Annotated in this window: 24 protein-coding genes; 9 read left to right on the plus strand and 15 right to left on the minus strand. The window is 44.6% G+C overall.

The genetic code is table 11. From position 1 onward, the window contains the following. Positions 1 to 2: 2 nt before the first annotated feature. The 10 genes from rapZ to AB4154_RS17710 form a co-directional block, all read right to left on the minus strand. Positions 3 to 872 carry an RNase adapter RapZ gene (gene rapZ / locus AB4154_RS17665; protein WP_372123711.1) on the minus strand — a complete coding sequence of 290 codons (870 nt, stop codon included), beginning with the start codon at positions 870 to 872 and terminating at the stop codon, positions 3 to 5. 1 nt (position 873) lies between these two features. Continuing rightward, positions 874 to 1,335: a PTS IIA-like nitrogen regulatory protein PtsN gene (gene ptsN, locus AB4154_RS17670; RefSeq protein ID WP_004738707.1), complete on the minus strand. Its 462-nt coding sequence runs from the start codon at positions 1,333 to 1,335 to the stop codon at positions 874 to 876. Between the two features lies 1 nt (position 1,336). Continuing rightward, entirely contained in the window at positions 1,337 to 1,624 is a 288-nt protein-coding gene (gene hpf / locus AB4154_RS17675) for a ribosome hibernation promoting factor (protein WP_009847742.1), read from the minus strand. Positions 1,625 to 1,686: 62 nt separating this feature from the next. Continuing rightward, positions 1,687 to 3,147, minus strand: coding sequence for an RNA polymerase factor sigma-54 (locus tag AB4154_RS17680; protein ID WP_017058913.1), 1,461 nt, complete (start codon positions 3,145 to 3,147; stop codon positions 1,687 to 1,689). A gap of 54 nt (positions 3,148 to 3,201) precedes the next feature. Further along, positions 3,202 to 3,927 carry an LPS export ABC transporter ATP-binding protein gene (lptB, locus tag AB4154_RS17685; protein ID WP_004735304.1) on the minus strand — a complete coding sequence of 242 codons (726 nt, stop codon included), beginning with the start codon at positions 3,925 to 3,927 and terminating at the stop codon, positions 3,202 to 3,204. Positions 3,928 to 3,929: 2 nt separating this feature from the next. Next, a complete protein-coding gene (lptA, locus tag AB4154_RS17690; RefSeq protein ID WP_017058914.1) occupies positions 3,930 to 4,424 on the minus strand; it encodes a lipopolysaccharide transport periplasmic protein LptA in 495 nt (164 codons plus the stop codon). After that, positions 4,405 to 4,968: an LPS export ABC transporter periplasmic protein LptC gene (lptC, locus tag AB4154_RS17695; protein WP_017058915.1), complete on the minus strand. Its 564-nt coding sequence runs from the start codon at positions 4,966 to 4,968 to the stop codon at positions 4,405 to 4,407. Before lptC ends, lptA begins: the two co-directional genes overlap by 20 nt. Next, positions 4,965 to 5,522 (minus strand): 3-deoxy-manno-octulosonate-8-phosphatase KdsC, encoded by a 558-nt coding sequence (gene kdsC / locus AB4154_RS17700; RefSeq protein ID WP_017058916.1) that lies wholly within the window; start codon positions 5,520 to 5,522, stop codon positions 4,965 to 4,967. The genes lptC and kdsC overlap by 4 nt, the downstream gene beginning before the upstream one ends. Further along, positions 5,522 to 6,493: an arabinose-5-phosphate isomerase KdsD gene (gene kdsD / locus AB4154_RS17705; protein ID WP_372123713.1), complete on the minus strand. Its 972-nt coding sequence runs from the start codon at positions 6,491 to 6,493 to the stop codon at positions 5,522 to 5,524. The genes kdsC and kdsD overlap by 1 nt, the downstream gene beginning before the upstream one ends. Before the next feature lie 34 nt (positions 6,494 to 6,527). Further along, positions 6,528 to 7,493, minus strand: a complete 966-nt coding sequence (locus AB4154_RS17710) for a calcium/sodium antiporter (protein WP_017063737.1) — start codon at positions 7,491 to 7,493, stop codon at positions 6,528 to 6,530. Positions 7,494 to 7,757: 264 nt separating this feature from the next. Between AB4154_RS17710 and mlaF the strand changes: the two genes are divergently transcribed. The 8 genes from mlaF (at position 7,758) to AB4154_RS17750 (ending at position 13,237) form a co-directional block, all read left to right on the plus strand. Beyond that, positions 7,758 to 8,552, plus strand: coding sequence for a phospholipid ABC transporter ATP-binding protein MlaF (mlaF, locus tag AB4154_RS17715; protein WP_017058919.1), 795 nt, complete (start codon positions 7,758 to 7,760; stop codon positions 8,550 to 8,552). 1 nt (position 8,553) lies between these two features. After that, positions 8,554 to 9,333: a lipid asymmetry maintenance ABC transporter permease subunit MlaE gene (mlaE, locus tag AB4154_RS17720; protein ID WP_017058920.1), complete on the plus strand. Its 780-nt coding sequence runs from the start codon at positions 8,554 to 8,556 to the stop codon at positions 9,331 to 9,333. 2 nt (positions 9,334 to 9,335) lie between these two features. Continuing rightward, complete coding sequence (mlaD, locus tag AB4154_RS17725) at positions 9,336 to 9,827, plus strand: outer membrane lipid asymmetry maintenance protein MlaD (RefSeq protein ID WP_017058921.1); 492 nt, start codon at positions 9,336 to 9,338, stop codon at positions 9,825 to 9,827. Positions 9,828 to 9,879: 52 nt separating this feature from the next. Beyond that, a complete protein-coding gene (locus AB4154_RS17730) occupies positions 9,880 to 10,509 on the plus strand; it encodes a phospholipid-binding protein MlaC (protein ID WP_120459707.1) in 630 nt (209 codons plus the stop codon). Then, positions 10,509 to 10,817, plus strand: a complete 309-nt coding sequence (locus AB4154_RS17735) for a lipid asymmetry maintenance protein MlaB (RefSeq protein WP_017058923.1) — start codon at positions 10,509 to 10,511, stop codon at positions 10,815 to 10,817. Before AB4154_RS17730 ends, AB4154_RS17735 begins: the two co-directional genes overlap by 1 nt. Positions 10,818 to 10,830: 13 nt before the next feature. After that, a complete protein-coding gene (gene ibaG, locus AB4154_RS17740) occupies positions 10,831 to 11,085 on the plus strand; it encodes a BolA family iron metabolism protein IbaG (protein WP_017058924.1) in 255 nt (84 codons plus the stop codon). 8 nt (positions 11,086 to 11,093) lie between these two features. After that, entirely contained in the window at positions 11,094 to 12,359 is a 1,266-nt protein-coding gene (gene murA, locus AB4154_RS17745; RefSeq protein WP_017058925.1) for a UDP-N-acetylglucosamine 1-carboxyvinyltransferase, read from the plus strand. 152 nt (positions 12,360 to 12,511) lie between these two features. Next, positions 12,512 to 13,237 (plus strand): 1-acylglycerol-3-phosphate O-acyltransferase, encoded by a 726-nt coding sequence (locus AB4154_RS17750; protein ID WP_017058926.1) that lies wholly within the window; start codon positions 12,512 to 12,514, stop codon positions 13,235 to 13,237. A 125-nt stretch (positions 13,238 to 13,362) separates the two neighbouring features. On the opposite strand, the gene AB4154_RS17755 is transcribed toward AB4154_RS17750, so the two are convergent. From AB4154_RS17755 to arcA, 5 genes are all read right to left on the minus strand, one after another. Beyond that, entirely contained in the window at positions 13,363 to 13,752 is a 390-nt protein-coding gene (locus tag AB4154_RS17755) for a RidA family protein (protein ID WP_004735319.1), read from the minus strand. Between the two features lie 136 nt (positions 13,753 to 13,888). Next, entirely contained in the window at positions 13,889 to 14,350 is a 462-nt protein-coding gene (gene pyrI, locus AB4154_RS17760; RefSeq protein WP_017058927.1) for an aspartate carbamoyltransferase regulatory subunit, read from the minus strand. A 12-nt stretch (positions 14,351 to 14,362) separates the two neighbouring features. After that, complete coding sequence (gene pyrB, locus AB4154_RS17765; protein ID WP_012604860.1) at positions 14,363 to 15,292, minus strand: aspartate carbamoyltransferase; 930 nt, start codon at positions 15,290 to 15,292, stop codon at positions 14,363 to 14,365. 266 nt (positions 15,293 to 15,558) lie between these two features. Then, entirely contained in the window at positions 15,559 to 16,563 is a 1,005-nt protein-coding gene (locus tag AB4154_RS17770) for an ornithine carbamoyltransferase (RefSeq protein ID WP_372123715.1), read from the minus strand. Between the two features lie 157 nt (positions 16,564 to 16,720). Continuing rightward, the gene (gene arcA / locus AB4154_RS17775; protein ID WP_017069412.1) at positions 16,721 to 17,941 is read right to left on the minus strand and encodes an arginine deiminase; all 1,221 of its coding nucleotides are present in this window, start codon (positions 17,939 to 17,941) and stop codon (positions 16,721 to 16,723) included. A gap of 576 nt (positions 17,942 to 18,517) precedes the next feature. On the opposite strand from arcA, the gene rraB reads away from it, so the two are divergent. Beyond that, the gene (gene rraB, locus AB4154_RS17780; RefSeq protein WP_017058930.1) at positions 18,518 to 18,934 is read left to right on the plus strand and encodes a ribonuclease E inhibitor RraB; all 417 of its coding nucleotides are present in this window, start codon (positions 18,518 to 18,520) and stop codon (positions 18,932 to 18,934) included.

Genomic DNA, 18,934 nt, shown 5'->3' on the forward strand with positions numbered 1-18,934 from the left:
GGTTAGCCCTGTTGGTGCTTCTCTAGGGAGGCGTGTCTGATTTGAACTTGATGGCCAAGTTGCTCAAAGTACTCACCAATTTTCTGGGTTAGATAAACCGAGCGGTGTTTGCCGCCAGTACAGCCAATCGCGACCGTTAGGTAACTGCGATTGTTCTTCTCTAACATTGGTAACCACTGTTCAACAAAGCCTTGGATCTGTTGCTTGAGTTCCAGAACTTCTGAGTGTTCTTCTAGAAAGGAGTGAATTGGTGCATCTAGCCCGGTTAGTGGTCGTAGTGCAGGTTCCCAGTGAGGGTTCGGCAAAAAGCGAACATCAAACACGTAGTCGGCATCACTTGGCAAGCCATACTTAAAACCGAAAGAGTGAAAGACGATGATCAGCTCTTGCTTCTCTTTGCCTTCAACTTTAAATCGAACCTTTTCACTCAATTCGTAGAGGTTGCAGTCACTGCTGTCGATCACAATGCTGGCGTGCTCTGCGAGAGGTGTCAGAAGTGTCTTCTCTAAATCAATCGCTTGCTCAAGAGAGAGCTTTTCTTGGCCAATTGATAAAGGGTGGATTCTGCGGGTTTCGCTGTAGCGCTTAAGGAGTGTCTGCTTGCTGGCATCGAGGAACAATACATCAACATCGATGTTTGTAGCTGACTCGAGTTGCTCGAGCGTGTCGGTGACTAACTGAGGCTCTTTCGGTAGGTTACGTATATCAATACTTACCGCAACGTTTTGGTTGCTTTCGCGTACCGATTCGACAAAGTTGTTGAGCAGGTTTACTGGTAGATTATCGACACAGTAATACCCCAAGTCTTCTAGGACTCGTAACGCAACACTTTTACCGGCCCCTGATTGGCCACTAACCACGATTAATCGCATGTTATTGCTCGCAAGTTGGCACTTGAATCATGATGTCGTAAAGCTCTTGATCGCTCTGAGCATTACGCAGCTGTTTAAGAGTCTGCTTGTCGTTTAGTCGTTCTGCCATACAAGAAAGGGTTTTTAGATGCTCTTTGCATTGTTCGCTAGGAACAAGCAGGGCAAATAGTAGGTCGACAGGACGATTATCAATCGCATCAAATTCGATAGGATCTTGGCATTGCAGTAATACAGCTATCGCTTTATCACTGACATTCATACGAGCATGGGGAATCGCGATACCATTACCAATACCGGTACTGCCCATCTTCTCACGGCTCAACATACACTCAAATAGCTCTGTTGAATCTTGACCGCAGCTCTCAGCTGCTATCTGGCTGATGAGCTCAAGGGCTCTTTTTTTGCTTGTGCATTGGACTGCACTTTTGGTGCAGTCCAATGAAAGTACTTCGCTTAATTGCATGTTAGTGACTACTTAGCTTTTCTTTGTGCTTGTTGAGTTGGCGGACGAGTTTATCAACCAATGAATCAATCGCGGCATACATGCTTTCATCTGTTGCTGTCGCATGGATTTCCCCCTGATTTATATGCAGGGTAGCTTCTGCGATTTGATTGATTTTCTCAACTTTTAAAACAACCTGAACGCTATTGATATGATCAAAGAAGCGCTCAAGTTTGTCGAATTTGGTGTGAACATAGTCTTGCATTGAATCGGTAAGATCAACGTGATGGCCTTGAATATTGATTTGCATAGACTTTCCTTTTCAGTTGGTTGCCTGATCATAGTTGCTAAGTAACTAGCGACTAAATGAGCTTATAGCAGGCGTTTACGCTGACTCGATGGGGCAATGCCCAGAGACTCACGGTATTTCGCTATGGTACGTCTAGCTACCTGAATTCCTTGGTCAGCCAGTAAAGCAGCAATCTTACTATCACTTAGAGGCTTCGCGGTATTTTCCGCTGCGACAAGCTTCTTGATGAGTGCGCGAATTGCTGTAGATGAACATTCACCGCCATTGTCAGTGCTGACATGGCTTGAGAAAAAGTATTTGAGCTCGAAGATGCCACGTGGCGTATGCATGAATTTTTGAGTCGTCACACGAGAGATCGTGGATTCGTGCATATCAACAGCTAACGCAACATCATTAAGAACCATTGGCTTCATCGCTTCTTCGCCATGTTCGAAGAAATCACGCTGATGTTCAACAATGCATCGCGCAACTTTGAGTAGCGTCTCATTTCGGCTCTCTAGGCTTTTAATTAACCACTTTGCTTCTTGCAAATTTGAGCGGATGTATTGATTGTCGGCGCTGTTGCCTTTACTGCCCAGATCAGCGTACTGCTGATTCACTTTCAACTTAGGCACGCTATCAGGGTTAATGGTCACTAACCATTTGCCAAGGTCTTTGAAGACAGATACATCTGGAACCACATACTCAGTTTCATCCGGAGTAATCTTACTGCCAGGACGAGGGTCCAGCTGTTGAATCAGTTGCAAAACTTCACGTAGTTCTGCTTCTTTCAACTTGGTCTCTTTGATAACCAGTTTGTAATCGCGATTGCCGAGTTGGTCGATATGGCTAGTAAGTACTAACTTAGCTTCGTTAAGCCAAGGCGTATCTTGGGGAAAGGTTGCCAGTTGCAGTAACAAGCAATCTTGCAGGTTGACAGAACCGACACCTAGCGGATCAAACTGCTGAATTCGTTTACGTACCGCTTCAATTTCATCAAGCTCGATCTCTTCATTGTCGAAGTTTTCAAGGATGTCTTCACAAGTTACAGTGAGGTAGCCGTAGTCGTCGATGGCATCGATTAATGCAAAAGCGATGCTTCGGTCGGTGTCAGTGAATGGCGTTAAGTCGAGTTGCCAAAGTAGGTAATCGTGCAGGCTTTGAGTGGTTTCGCCTTGATAAACCGGCATGTCGTCATCAATCGCAATACCCGTGTTACCGGTGTTCGCGCTGTAGACGTCTTCCCAAGTTGTGTCGATTTCTAGTTCGTTGCCAATCTCTGATTTTTCGATTAAGTCTGAGCTATCAGGTAAGTCTTGCTCTGTGGCTTCAACAGTTTCTTTTTCGTCACTGCTAGGTTTTTCTTCCGATGTTGGCGTATCTTCATTGCCTTCTTCGACATCGAGTAGTGGGTTAGATTCAAGTGCTTCTTGAATCTCTTGCTGCAAATCTAAAGTAGACAATTGCAACAAACGAATCGCTTGCTGCAATTGAGGAGTCATTGCTAACTGTTGGCCTAGCTTAAGTTGTAATGAGGGTTTCATTCAGTGTGACTTACCTAGTTATTATTCTTAGAACTCTCGATACTCTCTATATAATCATAGACGGAATTGTTCGCCTAGATAAACTTGTTTAACTTGTTCGTTATTGAGAACATCTTCAGGAGTACCCTCAGCGATCAGGTGTCCTTGGCTTACGATGTAAGCTTTTTCACACACGTCTAATGTTTCACGAACGTTGTGGTCGGTAATCAAAACGCCCAAGCCGCGATCACGCAGGTGAACAATGATTTTTTTGATATCGATTACTGAGATCGGGTCAACACCGGCGAATGGTTCATCCAATAGAATGAACTGCGGGTTTGCTGCTAGTGCACGAGCAATCTCTACACGACGACGCTCACCACCCGACAGAGCCATACCATTGCTGGTGCGGATATGTTGGATGTGGAACTCTTCTAGCAGGTCTTCCAGCTTATCTTGGCGTTGTTCGTTGGTCATTTCATCACGGGTTTGTAAAACCGCCATGATGTTGTTCTCTACGGACAACTTACGGAAAATCGATGCTTCTTGAGGCAGGTAACCGATACCAAGACGAGAGCGGCTGTGCATTGGTAAGATACTGATGTCTCGGTCATCAATGCTGATGGTACCTTCATCACGCGCCACCAAACCAACAATCATATAGAAAGATGTGGTTTTACCTGCACCGTTAGGCCCAAGCAGACCGACGATCTGGCCTGACTCTACCTGTAAGCTTACATCGGTAACAACCTTACGTTTACTGTAGGTTTTCGCTAGGTTTTTTGCTTTAAGAACAGCCATCGTTACTTATTCACTTCCGTTGGTTGTAAAACCGTTGACACTCGTTTGTTTTCACCACTGTCAGCGACTAATTTCTGAGAACCGATCTGGTAAGTGATCTTAGAACCGCGAATGATGCTGCCATCTTGAGATAACATCGCATTCTTAGTCATGATCAGTCGGTCGGCAACAAGCTGGTAGTGCAGGTCGTCAGCTTCACCGTAGAGTGTCTTACCGTCGTCAGTAAGCTGAGAGAAGGTTGCTGGCTTACCGAAGCCTTGAATTTCTTCAATCTCACCGTTTACGGCGTTACGAGTAACAATAACCTTATCGGCATTGATATTGATGCTGCCTTGTTTAAGGTTCACATCACCAAGGAAAGTCACTTGGTTACTTTTCATATCCAATTGCTGGCTGTCTGAGTCAATGTAGACAGGTTGCTCACTATCCGAAGACAGAGCATAGACATTAGGTGCCGCAAGGGTCAAAGCGAATAAACTAAGGTGTAAGAGTTTCATATCTACCTTGAACAGAATTAAAGAGGATTGCATTGTTGGTACCGAAGTTACCTTTCATTGCTTGTCCCTCAGTTTCAAAAAATGTACCGATCATATGGACCGGAGTCTCTGAATAAAAATCTCGGCTAGGCAGCTCAACAACCATTTTATCTGTGGTCATTGTATCGAAGCTGGCTTCTGGCAACAGGTTCTTTGCCACGACGTTGTCATAAAACGTGACAACTTGATTCTCATCCATAATCGCGCGATCAGCGGTGACTTGCCATTCAATCGTGTGCCCTTCACGGAATACCGAAAGAACTGGGTTTTGAAAGTGCGTATCGCCAACTACTGAGTAGTGTTCTAAATACGTCGATTCAACCTGATAGCTGCGAATACCGCTTTCGTCGTAGCTAATGTTGTTCAGGCTTTTGCCACTAAACGCGGGCAGCTCCAAATTTGGAGCCACTTGTATCGTTGATGTTTGCTCTTTGTCGTACAAGTAATAGGTCGACCAAGAGGCAATAAATATGAGTATTAAATAGATAATACGAGTAAAACTCATATGCTTAAACCTTTATGCACGTCGAGTTCATTTCTTGCTTGTAAAATAAGGTCACAGACTTCACGTACCGCGCCATGACCACCGTTAATGGTTGTCACGTAGTTTGCACGCTTTGCAAGTAGCGGGTGCCCATCTGCCACACAGACCTTCAAGCCAACTTTTTCCATTACAGGCCAGTCAATCAGATCGTCTCCGATGTAACCTGTATTTTCAGGGTTTACAGAAAGCTTATCGCAAATATCTTGGTATGCCTTAACTTTATCGTCTTGACCTTGATAAATCAGCTTAATGCCTAGAGCGGTCATACGATTCTCAACAATTTGAGATTTGCGACCCGTGATGATCGCGATTTCAATGCCTGCGTTCATCAGTGATTTGATACCGTAACCGTCACGAGTGTGGAAGGTTTTCAGCTCTTCACCGTTGTTGCCCATGTAGATGCGACCATCAGAGAAGACACCATCGACATCGCAAATCAGCAGTTTGATCTCTTTTGCAATTGCAAATACATCTGAATTAACAGTGCCGTATAGAGTTTCGACTGTCTGTGTCATTACATTACTCCTGCTTTCAGTAAGTCATGCATGTTTAACGCTCCGACTAATTTACCTTCTTGGCATAACATCAGGCCATTGATGCTCTTCGCTTGCATCAAGTTTAAGCCCTCAACCGCGAGCATGTTTGGCTCGGCTACCGTCGGGTTTAGCGTCATCACATCACCGATCTGCGTGTTATGGATATCAACGCGTTTGTCTAAGATACGGCGTAAATCACCATCGGTAAAAATACCGGCCATTTGGCCATCTTCACCAACGATTGCTGTCATGCCTAAGCCTTTCTGAGATATCTCTAGTAGAGCGTCTCTTACTAGTGCGTCGGGTGCTACAACAGGAAGTGAATCGCCTGTGTGCATGATGTCGTCGAGCTTCAACAGCAGCTGACGACCTAAAGCGCCACCAGGATGAGACAGGGCAAAGTCTTGAGCGGTGAAGCCTCGAGCTTGTAAAAGTGCGACGGCTAATGCATCACCCATTACTAAGGTAGCTGTTGTGCTGGTTGTTGGTGCTAAACCTAGCGGGCACGCTTCTTTCGGCACAGAAATTTGTAAATGGATATCAGACAGGGTTGCCATGTTTGATGCTGGCTTGCCTGTCATGCTGATGATCTTGATGCTCAGACGCTTTAACACAGGAAATAGGCTGAGGATTTCTCCCGATTCGCCGGAGTTGGATATTGCAATCACAATATCACCAGGTTCGATCATGCCTAAGTCGCCATGCGCCGCTTCGCCTGGGTGAACAAAGAAAGCCGATGTCCCGGTACTTGCCAATGTTGCTGCGATTTTGTTGCCAATGTGGCCTGATTTACCCATGCCCATCACAACGACTTTGCCTTTGTTGTTCAGGATAAGGTCGCAAGCTTTACAAAAATCATCATTAAAATATTGGTCTAATTGAGTGAGACCTGCAACTTCGGTTTCCAAAACTTGTTTTGCAACGCTGCGGTAATCAAATGGCTGAGACATCAAATACTCCAAGTACGGGAAGTTAAATCAACAATTAAGCCGACATGTTCATTAATAGGTAACTTTGGTAGGCCACGAACGTCACAATTAACACGCCGCCTTCAATACGATTCACACTACGAGATTTTCCTAGTGCCATCACAACAAGTAGTAGCGATACGCCTAGCATTACCCAGAAGTCACGACCCATAGCGAACTCGCTCAAGATCGAAGGGTTTAGGATGCCCGGGATACCCATAACAGCAAGGATGTTGAATACGTTTGAACCAATGATATTACCTACAGCCATATCATCTTCACCCTTCATAACGCCGGCTAGTGATGCTGCAAGTTCAGGAAGGCTAGTACCAACAGCAATGATGGTTAAACCAATGACAAGGTCGCTCATGCCGAAGAACTTCGCGATGATCACAGCGTTATCTACCAGCATATCAGCAGCTAAAGGTAGGACGATTAGACCAATCACGACCCACATTGCAGCCTTAGGGTTACTTACGCCTTCAGGGATCTCTGATTCTTGCTCATCAAGGAAAGCATCGCCGTTCTTTTTCTCGCTGCGGCTGATTTGCAACATAGCAAACAAAAACGCGGCAAAAAGAACAAACAACAACACGCCTTCATAGAAGCCTAAATGGTTATCCCACAATAGGGCGCCCGCTAGCAGAGTGACACCGATCATTAATGGTAGTTCACGACGAATCACGCCTGAGCTAATCGATAACGGCTTGATAAGGGCTGTAATACCTAAAATCAGCGCGATGTTGGCGATGTTAGAGCCCAGTACGTTGCCTACAGCTGTATCTGTTTTGCCATCAAGGGCTGCTGTCGCAGAAACCATCATTTCAGGAGCCGAAGACCCCATTGCTAAGATCGTCATACCGATAACTAGTGGTGAAATACCGAAGTTGCGAGCAAGAGCAGCGGCACCGTAAACCAGCTTATCTGCACTCCACACCAAAAAACCTAGACCGATAATAAGAAACGCAATCGCTTCAAGCATGATGATTCCTAAAAAATTAATAAAAACGGAGAATTAACCGCTAATTTTGACCTGTTGCTAGATAAAAGGGAAGTCACTCGGCAAATTAATTACCAGTTAGCAGGCAAGAAAGAGAGATCAATAGATAATTTCCTAATGCTTTCAAATCCCTGCATAGATTCCTGTTTAATATGAATTAATTGAACAGTGCTTTTAATTCTAAAGTAGACTCATTATTATTGCAGCCATAATTGGCGTTTTTTAAAGCAAGGAAACAACAAAAATATGTTGAACACTGAGCTTGTGAAAGTTAAGAACCTCAGCTTCTCACGCGGTGACCGCGTTATCTTTGATGACATCAGTTTAGAGGTGCCTCAAGGCAAGATAACCGCCATCATGGGGCCGTCTGGGATCGGCAAAACGACTTTACTGCGTTTGATCGGTGGGCAACTGCCGCCAGATGAAGGCGAAGTTTGGTTTGATGGTGACAATATCCCTGCATTATCACGTCGAAAGCTATATCAAGCACGTAAGAAAATGAGCATGCTATTCCAATCGGGTGCGCTTTTTACGGATCTCAATGTCTTTGATAATGTGGCGTTTCCGCTGCGAGAGCACACTGAACTTAATGAAAAATTCATTCGTACCATCGTATTACTTAAGCTTGAAGCGGTAGGATTACGAGGGGCAGCGCAATTAATGCCGAGTGAGTTGTCTGGGGGTATGGCTAGGCGTGCCGCACTGGCGCGCGCAATCGCACTGGATCCAGAACTTATCATGTACGATGAGCCGTTTGTTGGCCAAGATCCCATCACCATGGGCGTATTGGTTGAATTGATACGAAATCTCAATCAAGCCTTGGGCTTAACCTCGATTGTTGTTTCTCACGATGTGCCAGAGGTGATGAGTATTGCTGATTGGGTTTACCTCATGGCAGATAGCAAGATTATTGCCGCTGGAACACCTGATGAGTTGTACAACAATAGCGATCCGAGAGTGCAGCAATTTTTGCAAGGCGAAGCCGATGGTCCAGTACCATTTAGATTCCCTGCGAAGAGCTTAGAAAAGGATTTGTTTTAATATGATTGTTAAAACTATTGCGGGTGTCGGTAAGCGTACACTTGCGAGCTGTGAGTCATTTGGTCGAGCAAGCCTGATGTTATTTGGGGCTTTGTTTGGCATCCCGCGACTAAAAAACTTCCCCTTATTAGTAAAACAACTTTATAGCGTTGGCGTTCAGTCATTGGCTATTATTTTAGTTTCGGGTCTGTTTATCGGCATGGTGCTCAGCCTGCAGGGCTATGTTGTGTTAATTGACTACGGCGCTGAGGGAAACCTTGGTCAAATGGTCGCGCTTTCACTGTTGCGTGAGTTGGGGCCTGTGGTGACTGCGTTATTATTTGCAGGTCGAGCCGGTTCAGCACTCACGGCAGAGATTGGGTTAATGAAGGCAACAGAGCAGATCTCAAGCCTTGAGATGATGGCCGTTGACCCTCTTAAACGCATTATTGCACCACGTCTTTGGGCCGGGCTTATCTCAATGCCATTGCTTGCTATGATTTTTATGGCGGTAGGTATTTGGGGCGGTCAACTGGTTGGTGTTGATTGGAAAGGCATTGATCACGGCAGTTTCTGGTCTGCGATGCAGTCTTCAGTAGAACTTGGCCGAGATATTGGTAACAGCATGATCAAATGTATGGTCTTCGCTATCACCGTAACTTGGATCGCACTTTTCAATGGTTATGACGCAGTACCGACTTCAGAAGGTATCAGTCAGGCAACCACACGCACTGTAGTGCACTCTTCTCTAGCGGTACTAGGGCTAGATTTTGTTCTTACCGCATTGATGTTTGGGAATTAATCATGCAACAAACTCGAAAATTAGAATTATGGGTCGGCACCTTTGTTATTGCCGGAATTTGCGCAATCTTAATCATGATCTTTCAAGTCGCTGACGTAAAAGGCATAGGTTCGAACCATACTTACAATCTAAAAGCGACCTTTGACAACATTGGCAGCCTAAAAGTTCGTTCTCCAGTGAAAGTGGGTGGCGTCGTTGTTGGACGAGTTAAAAGCATTGAGCTTGATACCGAGAGCTACCTTCCTGTCGTTGAACTGTCTATTGACGGGAAGTACTCACAATTTCCAGATACCTCTAGTGCTCAAATTTTAACATCTGGCTTAATTGGTGAGCAGTACATTAGTCTGGTTCCAGGCTTCATTTTTGATGATGAAGAGATGTTGGTCGATGGTGATTCAATTGAAGACACTAAGTCAGCATTGGTACTAGAAGATTTGATTGGCCAAGTGCTGTATAGCGTTGGTGGTTCTAATGACAGCGAAGCTAAGGAATAAGATAATGTTGAAAACTATTAGTTATTTAAAAGCTATTGGTTACTTGAAATCAATGTTTATGGCGGCAATGGCGTTGCTTATTTCTACCCAAGCCTTTGCTGCAGAATCGATTGACCGTACTCAGCCTTACCAGATGATGACTCAAGTTGCCGAAGTGGCATTTGAGCGTTTGAAGAGTGAACAAGACAACATCCACCAAGATCCAGAGTTATTGAAGGTCATCGTGGAAGAAGAGTTGATGCCTTATGTGAATGCACAATATGCAGCTCTTAAGTTACTTGGACCAAACTTGAAAGGCGCGGATAGAAAAGACGTGGGCGTGTTTATCGATTCATTCCGTAAATACCTTGTTTCTTCTTATGCCCAAGTGCTGACTCAATACACAGATCAGACGATTGAATTTGGTCCAGAACCAAAAATCAAAGCGGATAGCCGCATTACCAGTATCAAGGTCGACATCATCGATACGCCGCGACCAAACATTAAGCTTGAATTTAAGCTTCGCAAAGACAAGAAATCTGGCGAGTGGAAAGCATTTGATATGGTTGCCGAAGGTATTAGCTTGTTGTCGAGCAAGCAATCGGAGTGGAATACTAAGATTCGTCAAGAAGGCATCTTACAAGTTGCAGACGAACTAGAGAAATTAGCCGCACAACCGATTCGTTTTGAGAGTAACAAATAATGAGCCATTCTCAATGGCAAGCACTAAGCTCTAAAGAGTATCAACTGTTCGGTGATTTAGACCGAGACAGTGTCCCTGCAATCTGGCGTATATTGGAAAAGTGGCAAACGACGGAATCGAGCGTTGAAATTGACCTTAGCCATATAAATCGAGTCGATTCAGCAGGAATGGTGATGCTAATTCACTTATTAGAGCATGCAAAAAATCAAAACTGTCATATAATGCTCAGTTTCGTGCCAGAACAATTACGAACGTTGTTCCAATTGAGCAATATCCAGCCAATGATGGCAGAACACATAAAAAATTAGGCAGGAGCTATTTGTGGACAGCACAAAAGTACAAGAATTATTAGCAGAAGCACTGAACCTTCAGGAAATTTTCGTGAAAGGGGAAGGCAGTCATTACGAAGTTGTTGCGGTTGATCCATGTTTTGACGGCATGAATCGAGTTAAGAAGCAGCAACTAATCTACGGCCCACTAATGGAATACATTCAACGCAATGACATCCATGCTCTTTCTATTAAGGCTTTCACGCCGGAAGAGTGGGAACGTGATAAGAAACTGATGTCACTTTAAGGTTTATGATGGAAAAGTTTCGAGTTATTGGATCGGATAAGCCGCTAAGCGGTGAAGTGACGATCTCAGGCGCAAAAAATGCAGCGCTACCTATCTTATTTGCTTCAATTCTTGCTGAAGAGCCAGTGGAAGTAAGTAACGTTCCTCACCTACGTGACATCGATACTACGATGGAACTGCTTAAGCGTTTAGGCGCAAAAGTATCGCGTAATGGTAGTGTTCATGTTGATGGCAGCGAAATTAATGAATTTTGTGCGCCTTACGATTTAGTGAAAACAATGCGTGCTTCTATCTGGGCTTTAGGTCCTCTAGTCGCTCGTTTTGGTGAAGGCCAAGTGTCACTTCCAGGCGGTTGTGCAATTGGTGCTCGACCTGTTGATCTGCATATCCACGGCCTAGAGCAACTAGGTGCGACCATTAAGTTGGAAGATGGTTATGTGAAAGCAAGTGTTGATGGCCGTCTGAAAGGCGCGCACATCGTGATGGATAAAGTAAGTGTGGGTGCCACCATTACTATCATGTGTGCAGCAACGCTAGCGGAAGGAACAACAGTACTCGATAACTCAGCGCGTGAGCCTGAGATTGTTGATACGGCTGACTTCCTAAACAAACTGGGTGCTAAAATTTCTGGCGCAGGTACAGATACGATTACTATCGAAGGCGTTGAACGTCTTGGTGGTGGCCAACACTCTGTGGTTGCTGACCGTATTGAAACAGGTACTTTCCTGGTTGCTGCTGCTGTTTCTGGCGGTAAAGTGGTTTGTCGCAACACCAACGCTCATCTTCTTGAAGCTGCCTTAGCGAAGCTTGAAGAAGCGGGTGCGAAGGTTGAAACGGGCGAAGACTGGATCAGTCTTGATATGACGGGTCGTGAACTGAAAGCGGTGAAAATCGTAACGGCACCTCACCCTGGTTTCCCAACCGACATGCAAGCACAGTTTACTCTGCTTAACATGATGGCGAAGGGCAGTGGTGTTATCACTGAGACTATCTTTGAAAACCGTTTTATGCACATTCCTGAGTTACAGCGAATGGGTGCAAAAGCGGAAATCGAAGGTAACACGGCTATCTGTGGTGAAACGGAAAAACTGAGCGGCGCTCAAGTAATGGCAACGGACCTTCGCGCATCTGCGAGCCTTGTTATTGCTGGCTGTATTGCTCAAGGTGAAACCATCGTTGACCGTATTTATCACATCGATCGTGGCTACGATAAGATTGAAGATAAATTGTCAGCCTTAGGCGCAAACATTACACGATTTAGTGAGTCGAACTAACCTAGGTTAGTGGATTCATGAATCAGTAAGATGAAAACATAAAAGTCGGAACCTTGGTTTCGGCTTTTTTATAGTTGTATTTACCGCGAGTAAATCTATTGCTCATTTTTGCGCGAATAGATGAATCAACTTGGCGGTCGGTGAGGAACAAAATGATAGCAATATTACGTATTTTCGCAGTGGCGATATTTGCGATTCTTATGTTTGTATTTGGTTGTGGTTACTGCCTATTAAGTCCACGCAACCCGAAACACGTATTTACCTTTGGCCGTTATTTCGGTCGCATGTCGAAGATCTTCGGCATGAAGTTAGAGCTTCGCATCCCAGAAGATGCCTACTCTCGCGGCCAACATGTTTATGTGGCGAACCACCAAAACAGCTGGGATCTATTCACGATTTCATCAGCGGTAACGCCAAAAGTGGTAACTGTTGGTAAGAAAAGCCTAGTGTGGATGCCTCTATTTGGTCAGCTTTACTGGTTGACGGGTAACATCCTAATTGACCGTGCTAACCGTAGCAAAGCGGTAGGTACGATTGATCAGGTCGTGACGAGTCTAAAAGAGAGCGATGTTTCAGTTTGGATGTTCCCTGAAGGCACTCGTTCTCGTGGCCGTGGTCTGCTGCCATTCAAAACAGGTGCATTCCATGCTGCGATTGGTGCTGGCTTGCCTATCATCCCTATCGTGTGTAGCTCAACCGGTGGCGTGAAGCTAAACCGTTGGAACAATGGTCACGTGATTGTTGAAATGCTGCCACCAATCAGCACTGAAGGCTACGACAAGTCTAATGTTCGTGAACTGGCTAACCTAGCTCGTGAGCAGATGGCTGCGAAACTTGAAGAGTTAGACAAAGAAGTGGTTGAGCTTAATAAAAAGTAATTATCTAAGCGAAACGATGAACAATAAAAAAGGTTGCCAACTGGGCAACCTTTTTTTGTATCTAATAAACACCCAGTATTACGCTAAGTCGTTTATTAGAAGGTGTTTAATCTAAAGATTAAAACCTATTTGCGAACCGCAATAGCTTCGATCTCGATACCTACATCTTTTGGCAGACGAGCTACTTCAACACATGAGCGTGCAGGGTAGTTTGCAACGCCGTGCTCATCGAAGAACTTACCGTAAACTTCGTTTACTGTGCCGAAGTCGTTTAGGTCTTTGACGAATACTGTTAGCTTTACGATGTCTTTTACAGTCAGGCCTGAAGCTTCAACAACCGCTTGAACGTTGTCTAGAGATTGGCGAGCTTGCTCTGCGATATCAGCAGATACTTCACCAGTTGCTGGATTTACTGGGATTTGACCAGAAGTCAGTACCATGTTGCCAAGGTCAACGCCTTGTACGTATGGGCCGATTGCAGCTGGAGCAGATTCTGTGTGAAGTACTTTAGTCATTGGTTTATTCCATCAGTTATTAGATAAAAATCAATTTTCAGTGTGCCTTCAAACTTTGGATAGGTAAAGCGCAAAATACCCCGCACAGGCGAGGTATTTGATAGTTTTTACATTCGGTCTGCTTTGCCGTATGACGTTATCTTTCTGTTACGATCTCGCGAGAGAAGACTTTTTCGCAATACTTACACTTCAATCGAATATCTTCTTTCTTTTCAAAGATCTTAAAGCTACTTTCAACCGGTTCATTGTGAGTAATACAGTTGGTGTTTGGACACTCGAACACATCGTTGATTTGCTCAGGAAGTTCTAGTGGTAGTTTCTTAACCACTTCGTAATCTTCGATTTGATTCACTGTTGCGTGAGGCGCATAAAGTGCCAGCTTGCTCGCCTGTTCTTCTGTGATAAACACATTCTCAATCTTGAGCAGGTCTTTTCCGCCTAGTGCAGAAGACGGTAGATTCAGGCCAATCGTCACGCGCTGATGAGAATTGTGCATGTCGAACAGTTTTAGAACCTTGATCCCGATATTGGCTGGGATATGGTCGATAACAGTACCGTTTCTGATTGCTTCAACTTTTAATTGAGTCTCTTTAGACATGATATCTCTCCTCTACAGCGTTTCGTTAAGAACAAGGGCTAGCAATGCTTCACGGGCGTAAACACCATTCTCTGCTTGCTGGAAGTAGTAAGCGTAAGGTGTTTTATCGACATCGACAGTAATTTCATCAACGCGAGGAAGAGGGTGCAGAACCTTCAGGTTATCGCGTGCATTTTCCAGCATCGAAGCGGTCAGGATGTATGCGGATTTTATGTGCGCGTATTCTGACTCATCGAAGCGCTCTTTTTGAACTCGAGTCATGTACAAGACATCGAGCTCAGGAATCACATCTTCCATGTCCGTCAATAGTTGGTACTTGATGCCCGCTTCATCAAGCTCTTCGCAAATGTAGTCTGGCATCGCTAGAGCTTCTGGAGCCACGAAGTAGAAACAGATGTTGTCGAACTTCGCTAGTGCTTGAGTCAATGAGTGAACCGTACGGCCGTACTTAAGGTCACCAACGAATGCAACGTTTAGGTTGTCGAGGCGGCCTTGTGTCTCAGCGATAGAGAATAGGTCTAATAACGTTTGTGTTGGGTGTTGGTTTGCGCCGTCACCTGCGTTAATAACAGGAACACCGTTTGAGAACTCAGAAGCCAGACGCGCTGCGCCTTCTTGAGGGTGACGCATCACGTAAGCGTCAACGTATGAAGAGATAACCTGTACCGAGTCCGCTAGCGTTTCGCCTTTCTTTGCCAAAGAAGTGTTACCACCACTGTCGAAACCAATCACATCACCACCGATGCGTTGAATCGCAGTTTCAAAAGAGAGACGAGTTCGTGTAGAAGGTTCGAAGAAGCAGCTGGCAACAACTTTGTTCTTGATGAGTTCTGGGTTTGGTTCAGCCTTTAGCTGACCTGCCGTTTGAACAATTAATTCTAGCTCTTCACGAGAAAGCTCTGGAATTGAGATGATGTGCTTTTGATAGAGCGAGTTCGCCATGATCTTCTTCCCCACAATAATGTTTTGGCCATAAAAAAGCCCCCCATAATGGGAGGCTTTAAAAAAGTGCTGAAAAGCAGAATAGACGGCCTGGTAAGCATCTTAGCTTACGAGCAATATTTGGTGTTTTCACAATATTACTATGTGTTATCACAATATTGGTTGGCGTCATTTTCACTACTCTCAGACAAATTGCCGAGAATTATACGCTTTCAATTTGTGAGCGCAAGCGATTACATCAAGCTTTTGTTTACTTTCAGTATTCGCTATTGACCCAGTGTCGCAACCATCACCGCTTTGATGGTATGCATGCGATTCTCAGCTTCATCAAACACAATTGAGTAATCCGATTCAAAGACTTCATCAGTAACTTCTAAACCGTTCATTCCATACTTATCTGCGACTTGCTGGCCGATCACGGTTTCATTGTTATGGAAAGCGGGTAGGCAGTGCATGAATTTCACTTGAGGATTGCCAGTGAGCTTAATGACATCCATATTCACTTGGTATGGTCTCATTACCGCTACACGTTCGTCCCAAGCTTCAGGGGCCTCGCCCATTGAAACCCAAACATCGGTATAAAGGAAATCACAGCCTTGAACACCTTCAGCAACGTCTTCTGTCAGCGTGATGTTGGCACCTGTGCTTTGCGCGATAGCTTGGCACTCTTCAACAAGCTGCTCTTCTGGCCAGAATGCTTTAGGCGCGACAAGGCGAATATCCATGCCCATCTTCGCGGCTCCGACTAACAGAGAGTTACCCATGTTATTGCGTGCATCGCCTAGATAAGCAAAGCTGATTTGGTGTAGATGCTTCCCGCGGCCATGCTCAAGTATAGTGAGGAAATCAGCCAAGATCTGAGTAGGGTGGAACTCATCGGTTAAGCCATTCCAAACCGGCACGCCCGCATAAGCGCCTAAGTCTTCAACGATACTCTGACCAAAGCCACGATACTCGATGCCATCGTACATGCGTCCCAATACACGCGCCGTATCTTTCATTGATTCTTTTTGACCAATCTGAGAACCAGAAGGGCCAAGGTAAGAGACTTGAGCACCTTGATCAAAGGCGGCCACTTCAAACGCACATCGTGTTCGAGTTGATGCTTTCTCGAAGATCAAAGCAATGTTTTTGCCGTTGAGTTTCTTCTGCTCAGTGCCTGCATACTTAGCTTTTTTTAGGTCAGCAGACAGGTCGAGTAAAAACTGAATCTCTTTAGGAGTAAAGTCGAGAAGTTTTAGAAAGTTACGATTGCGAAGATTAAAGGCCATCTCTCGCTCCTTGCGTATATAGAATCAATGAAGAACTTAGTTAAACATAAAAATGTTATATTTGTGAATATTTATTTTATTAATTTGATAAAAAAGGCCAGTAAATGAATACTGGCCTAGATAAGATTATTGAGTCTGTTTAACTGAGCTCTTTGACTTAGATACCGTCTCTTTCGATAGGGCAACTCATACAGCGCGCGCCGCCACGACCACGGCCTAGCTCGTTGCCAGGAATCGTTAGAACTTCGATACCCGCTTTGTCGTATTTCTCATTGGTGTAAACATTACGCTCATAACCAATCACGGTACCAGGTTTCACTGTCAGTACGTTGTTAGCGTCATTCCACTGTTCACGCTCAGCTTCGTAGTTATCACCGCCGGTAGTGATGATCTTCAGTTGATCAAGGCCTAGTGCGCCTTCAATCGCTGACAGGTAGTTTTCAGCTTTCTCGACACGCATTTCGCCGTTTTCTTTTGGCGTTAAGCGCCAAGTGTCGAGGTCTTTACGAACGATCTCTGGATAGACAGAGAACGTGTCGATATCCATGTGTGTCATCACCGTATCAAGGTGCATACAAGAGCGGTGTTTTGGTAGATCGATCGCAATCACTTCGCTCGCTTGGCCTGATCTAAATAGGCTAGCCGCTAGGTTTTCGACACCTTGTGGTTTCGTACGCTCTGAAATACCAACCAGTACCGCACCTTTACCGATAACCAGTACGTCACCGCCTTCAATGTTAGCGTTGTCGTAGTGAAGGTCTTCGTCACCAAAGTACTTAATGAAATCTTGGCCTGCGAACACTGGGTGCCAGCGGTAGATAGCACGCAGGTGGTTCGTTTCACGTTGACGTGCAGGCTTCATCATTGGGTTAAGCGATACACCACCGTAAACCCAGCAAGAAGTATCTCGCGTAAATAGGTGGTTAGGCAGTGGCTCGATAACGAAATCGAGTGGTCGATGCATTTTAGGCAGCATCGATGATGATTTGATAGGAAGCTCAGAGTAGGCCAAGCCACCGAGTAAGATCGTTGCTAGATGCTCATTATCCATTTGAGCAAGGTAGTTTCTTAAGTCACGGGCGAAAGTCGGCCCATAACGGAAATCTGAGATTTGAGTATTCAGCAACCACTCACGAGCCTGAGATACGGCAAGCGTTTCTACTAGCAGGTCATGCAGCAGTAGTACTTCTACGTCTTGGCTGCGCAGCGTTTCTGCAAAGGCATCATGTTCTTCACCAGCGGCTTCAACGGCAAGTACATCATCAAATAGAAGATCATGACAGTTTGAAGGGGTGAGGTGGGTGAGTGCTCTTTCAGGTCTATTTAGGAGAACTCGTCTCAATTGACCGACTTCGGAGCCAACGTACAGCTTACTCATTTTGCATCCTTACTATTAATCCAGCGTCTATTTATGACAAGCTTGTCCGTAATATGCAAGTTTTGTAGATTGAGTTAATACAAGGTATTTGGGTAATAATTGGTCATAAAACCTGTGATTTTTAAGTTTATACAGATTAAATTCCAACTAACTGGCTATCGAACGGAACAACGTTTTTGAGGATCTATGCTCAATTCGTGGCTTGTTAGAATTGAATTTTGCTTATTAATCGTGATTTTTTATTCACTATTATGCACTTTTTGATAACAAGCTGAGGATTTATGCACCCCAAAAGCGGTTTAGCGTATGCACCTAACGTGACTAATCACGCAAGTTTTATTCAATAAGCCCTAAAGTGGCCACAAAAACGAAATGCTAAAATACGGCGCAGTTAATAAAATGTTGAAAATTTGTTTCTGTGATTTTGATTTCACTTTTGAATTGATATTGGCGCTGCGATCTCGCGATAAACTTACCTTTCTAGGCCTGATCTGGGTGGCTTTTCTGGACGATCCGTGCCATATTTCGTGGCAATCAAATTTGATCTTTTCATAGTCAACACTCTGGAGCAGACACATGTCTCACGAAGATGAATATCTATCAGTAGCGGAATTAATTGAATTTCAAAAGGAAGAGACTCGCGACATCATTACAGCATTAATTGAAGATGGTAGCGATCCTGAAGCTCTATACGATATCGAGCATCACCTATTTGCTGAAGATTTCGATGTGCTTGAGAAAGCGGTTGTTGAAGCATTCAAAATGGGCTTTGAAGTGCTTGAAGCTGAAGAGACAGAAGACGAAGATGGCAATAAGCTACTTTGTTGTGATGCAACGATGCAATGTACTCTGAATGCAGAAGCGATTGATGAGCAAGTTGAGAAGCTTGTAAACCTTGCAGAGAAGTTTGACATTATCTACGACGGTTGGGGCACTTACTACGAAGGTGAAGATGCTATCTACCCAGACGAAGATGATGAAGGCGAAGAGTAA

The organism is Vibrio sp. 10N.286.51.B11, from assembly GCF_041469245.1.
In the GTDB taxonomy this organism is placed as follows: Bacteria; Pseudomonadota; Gammaproteobacteria; order Enterobacterales; family Vibrionaceae; genus Vibrio; species Vibrio crassostreae_C.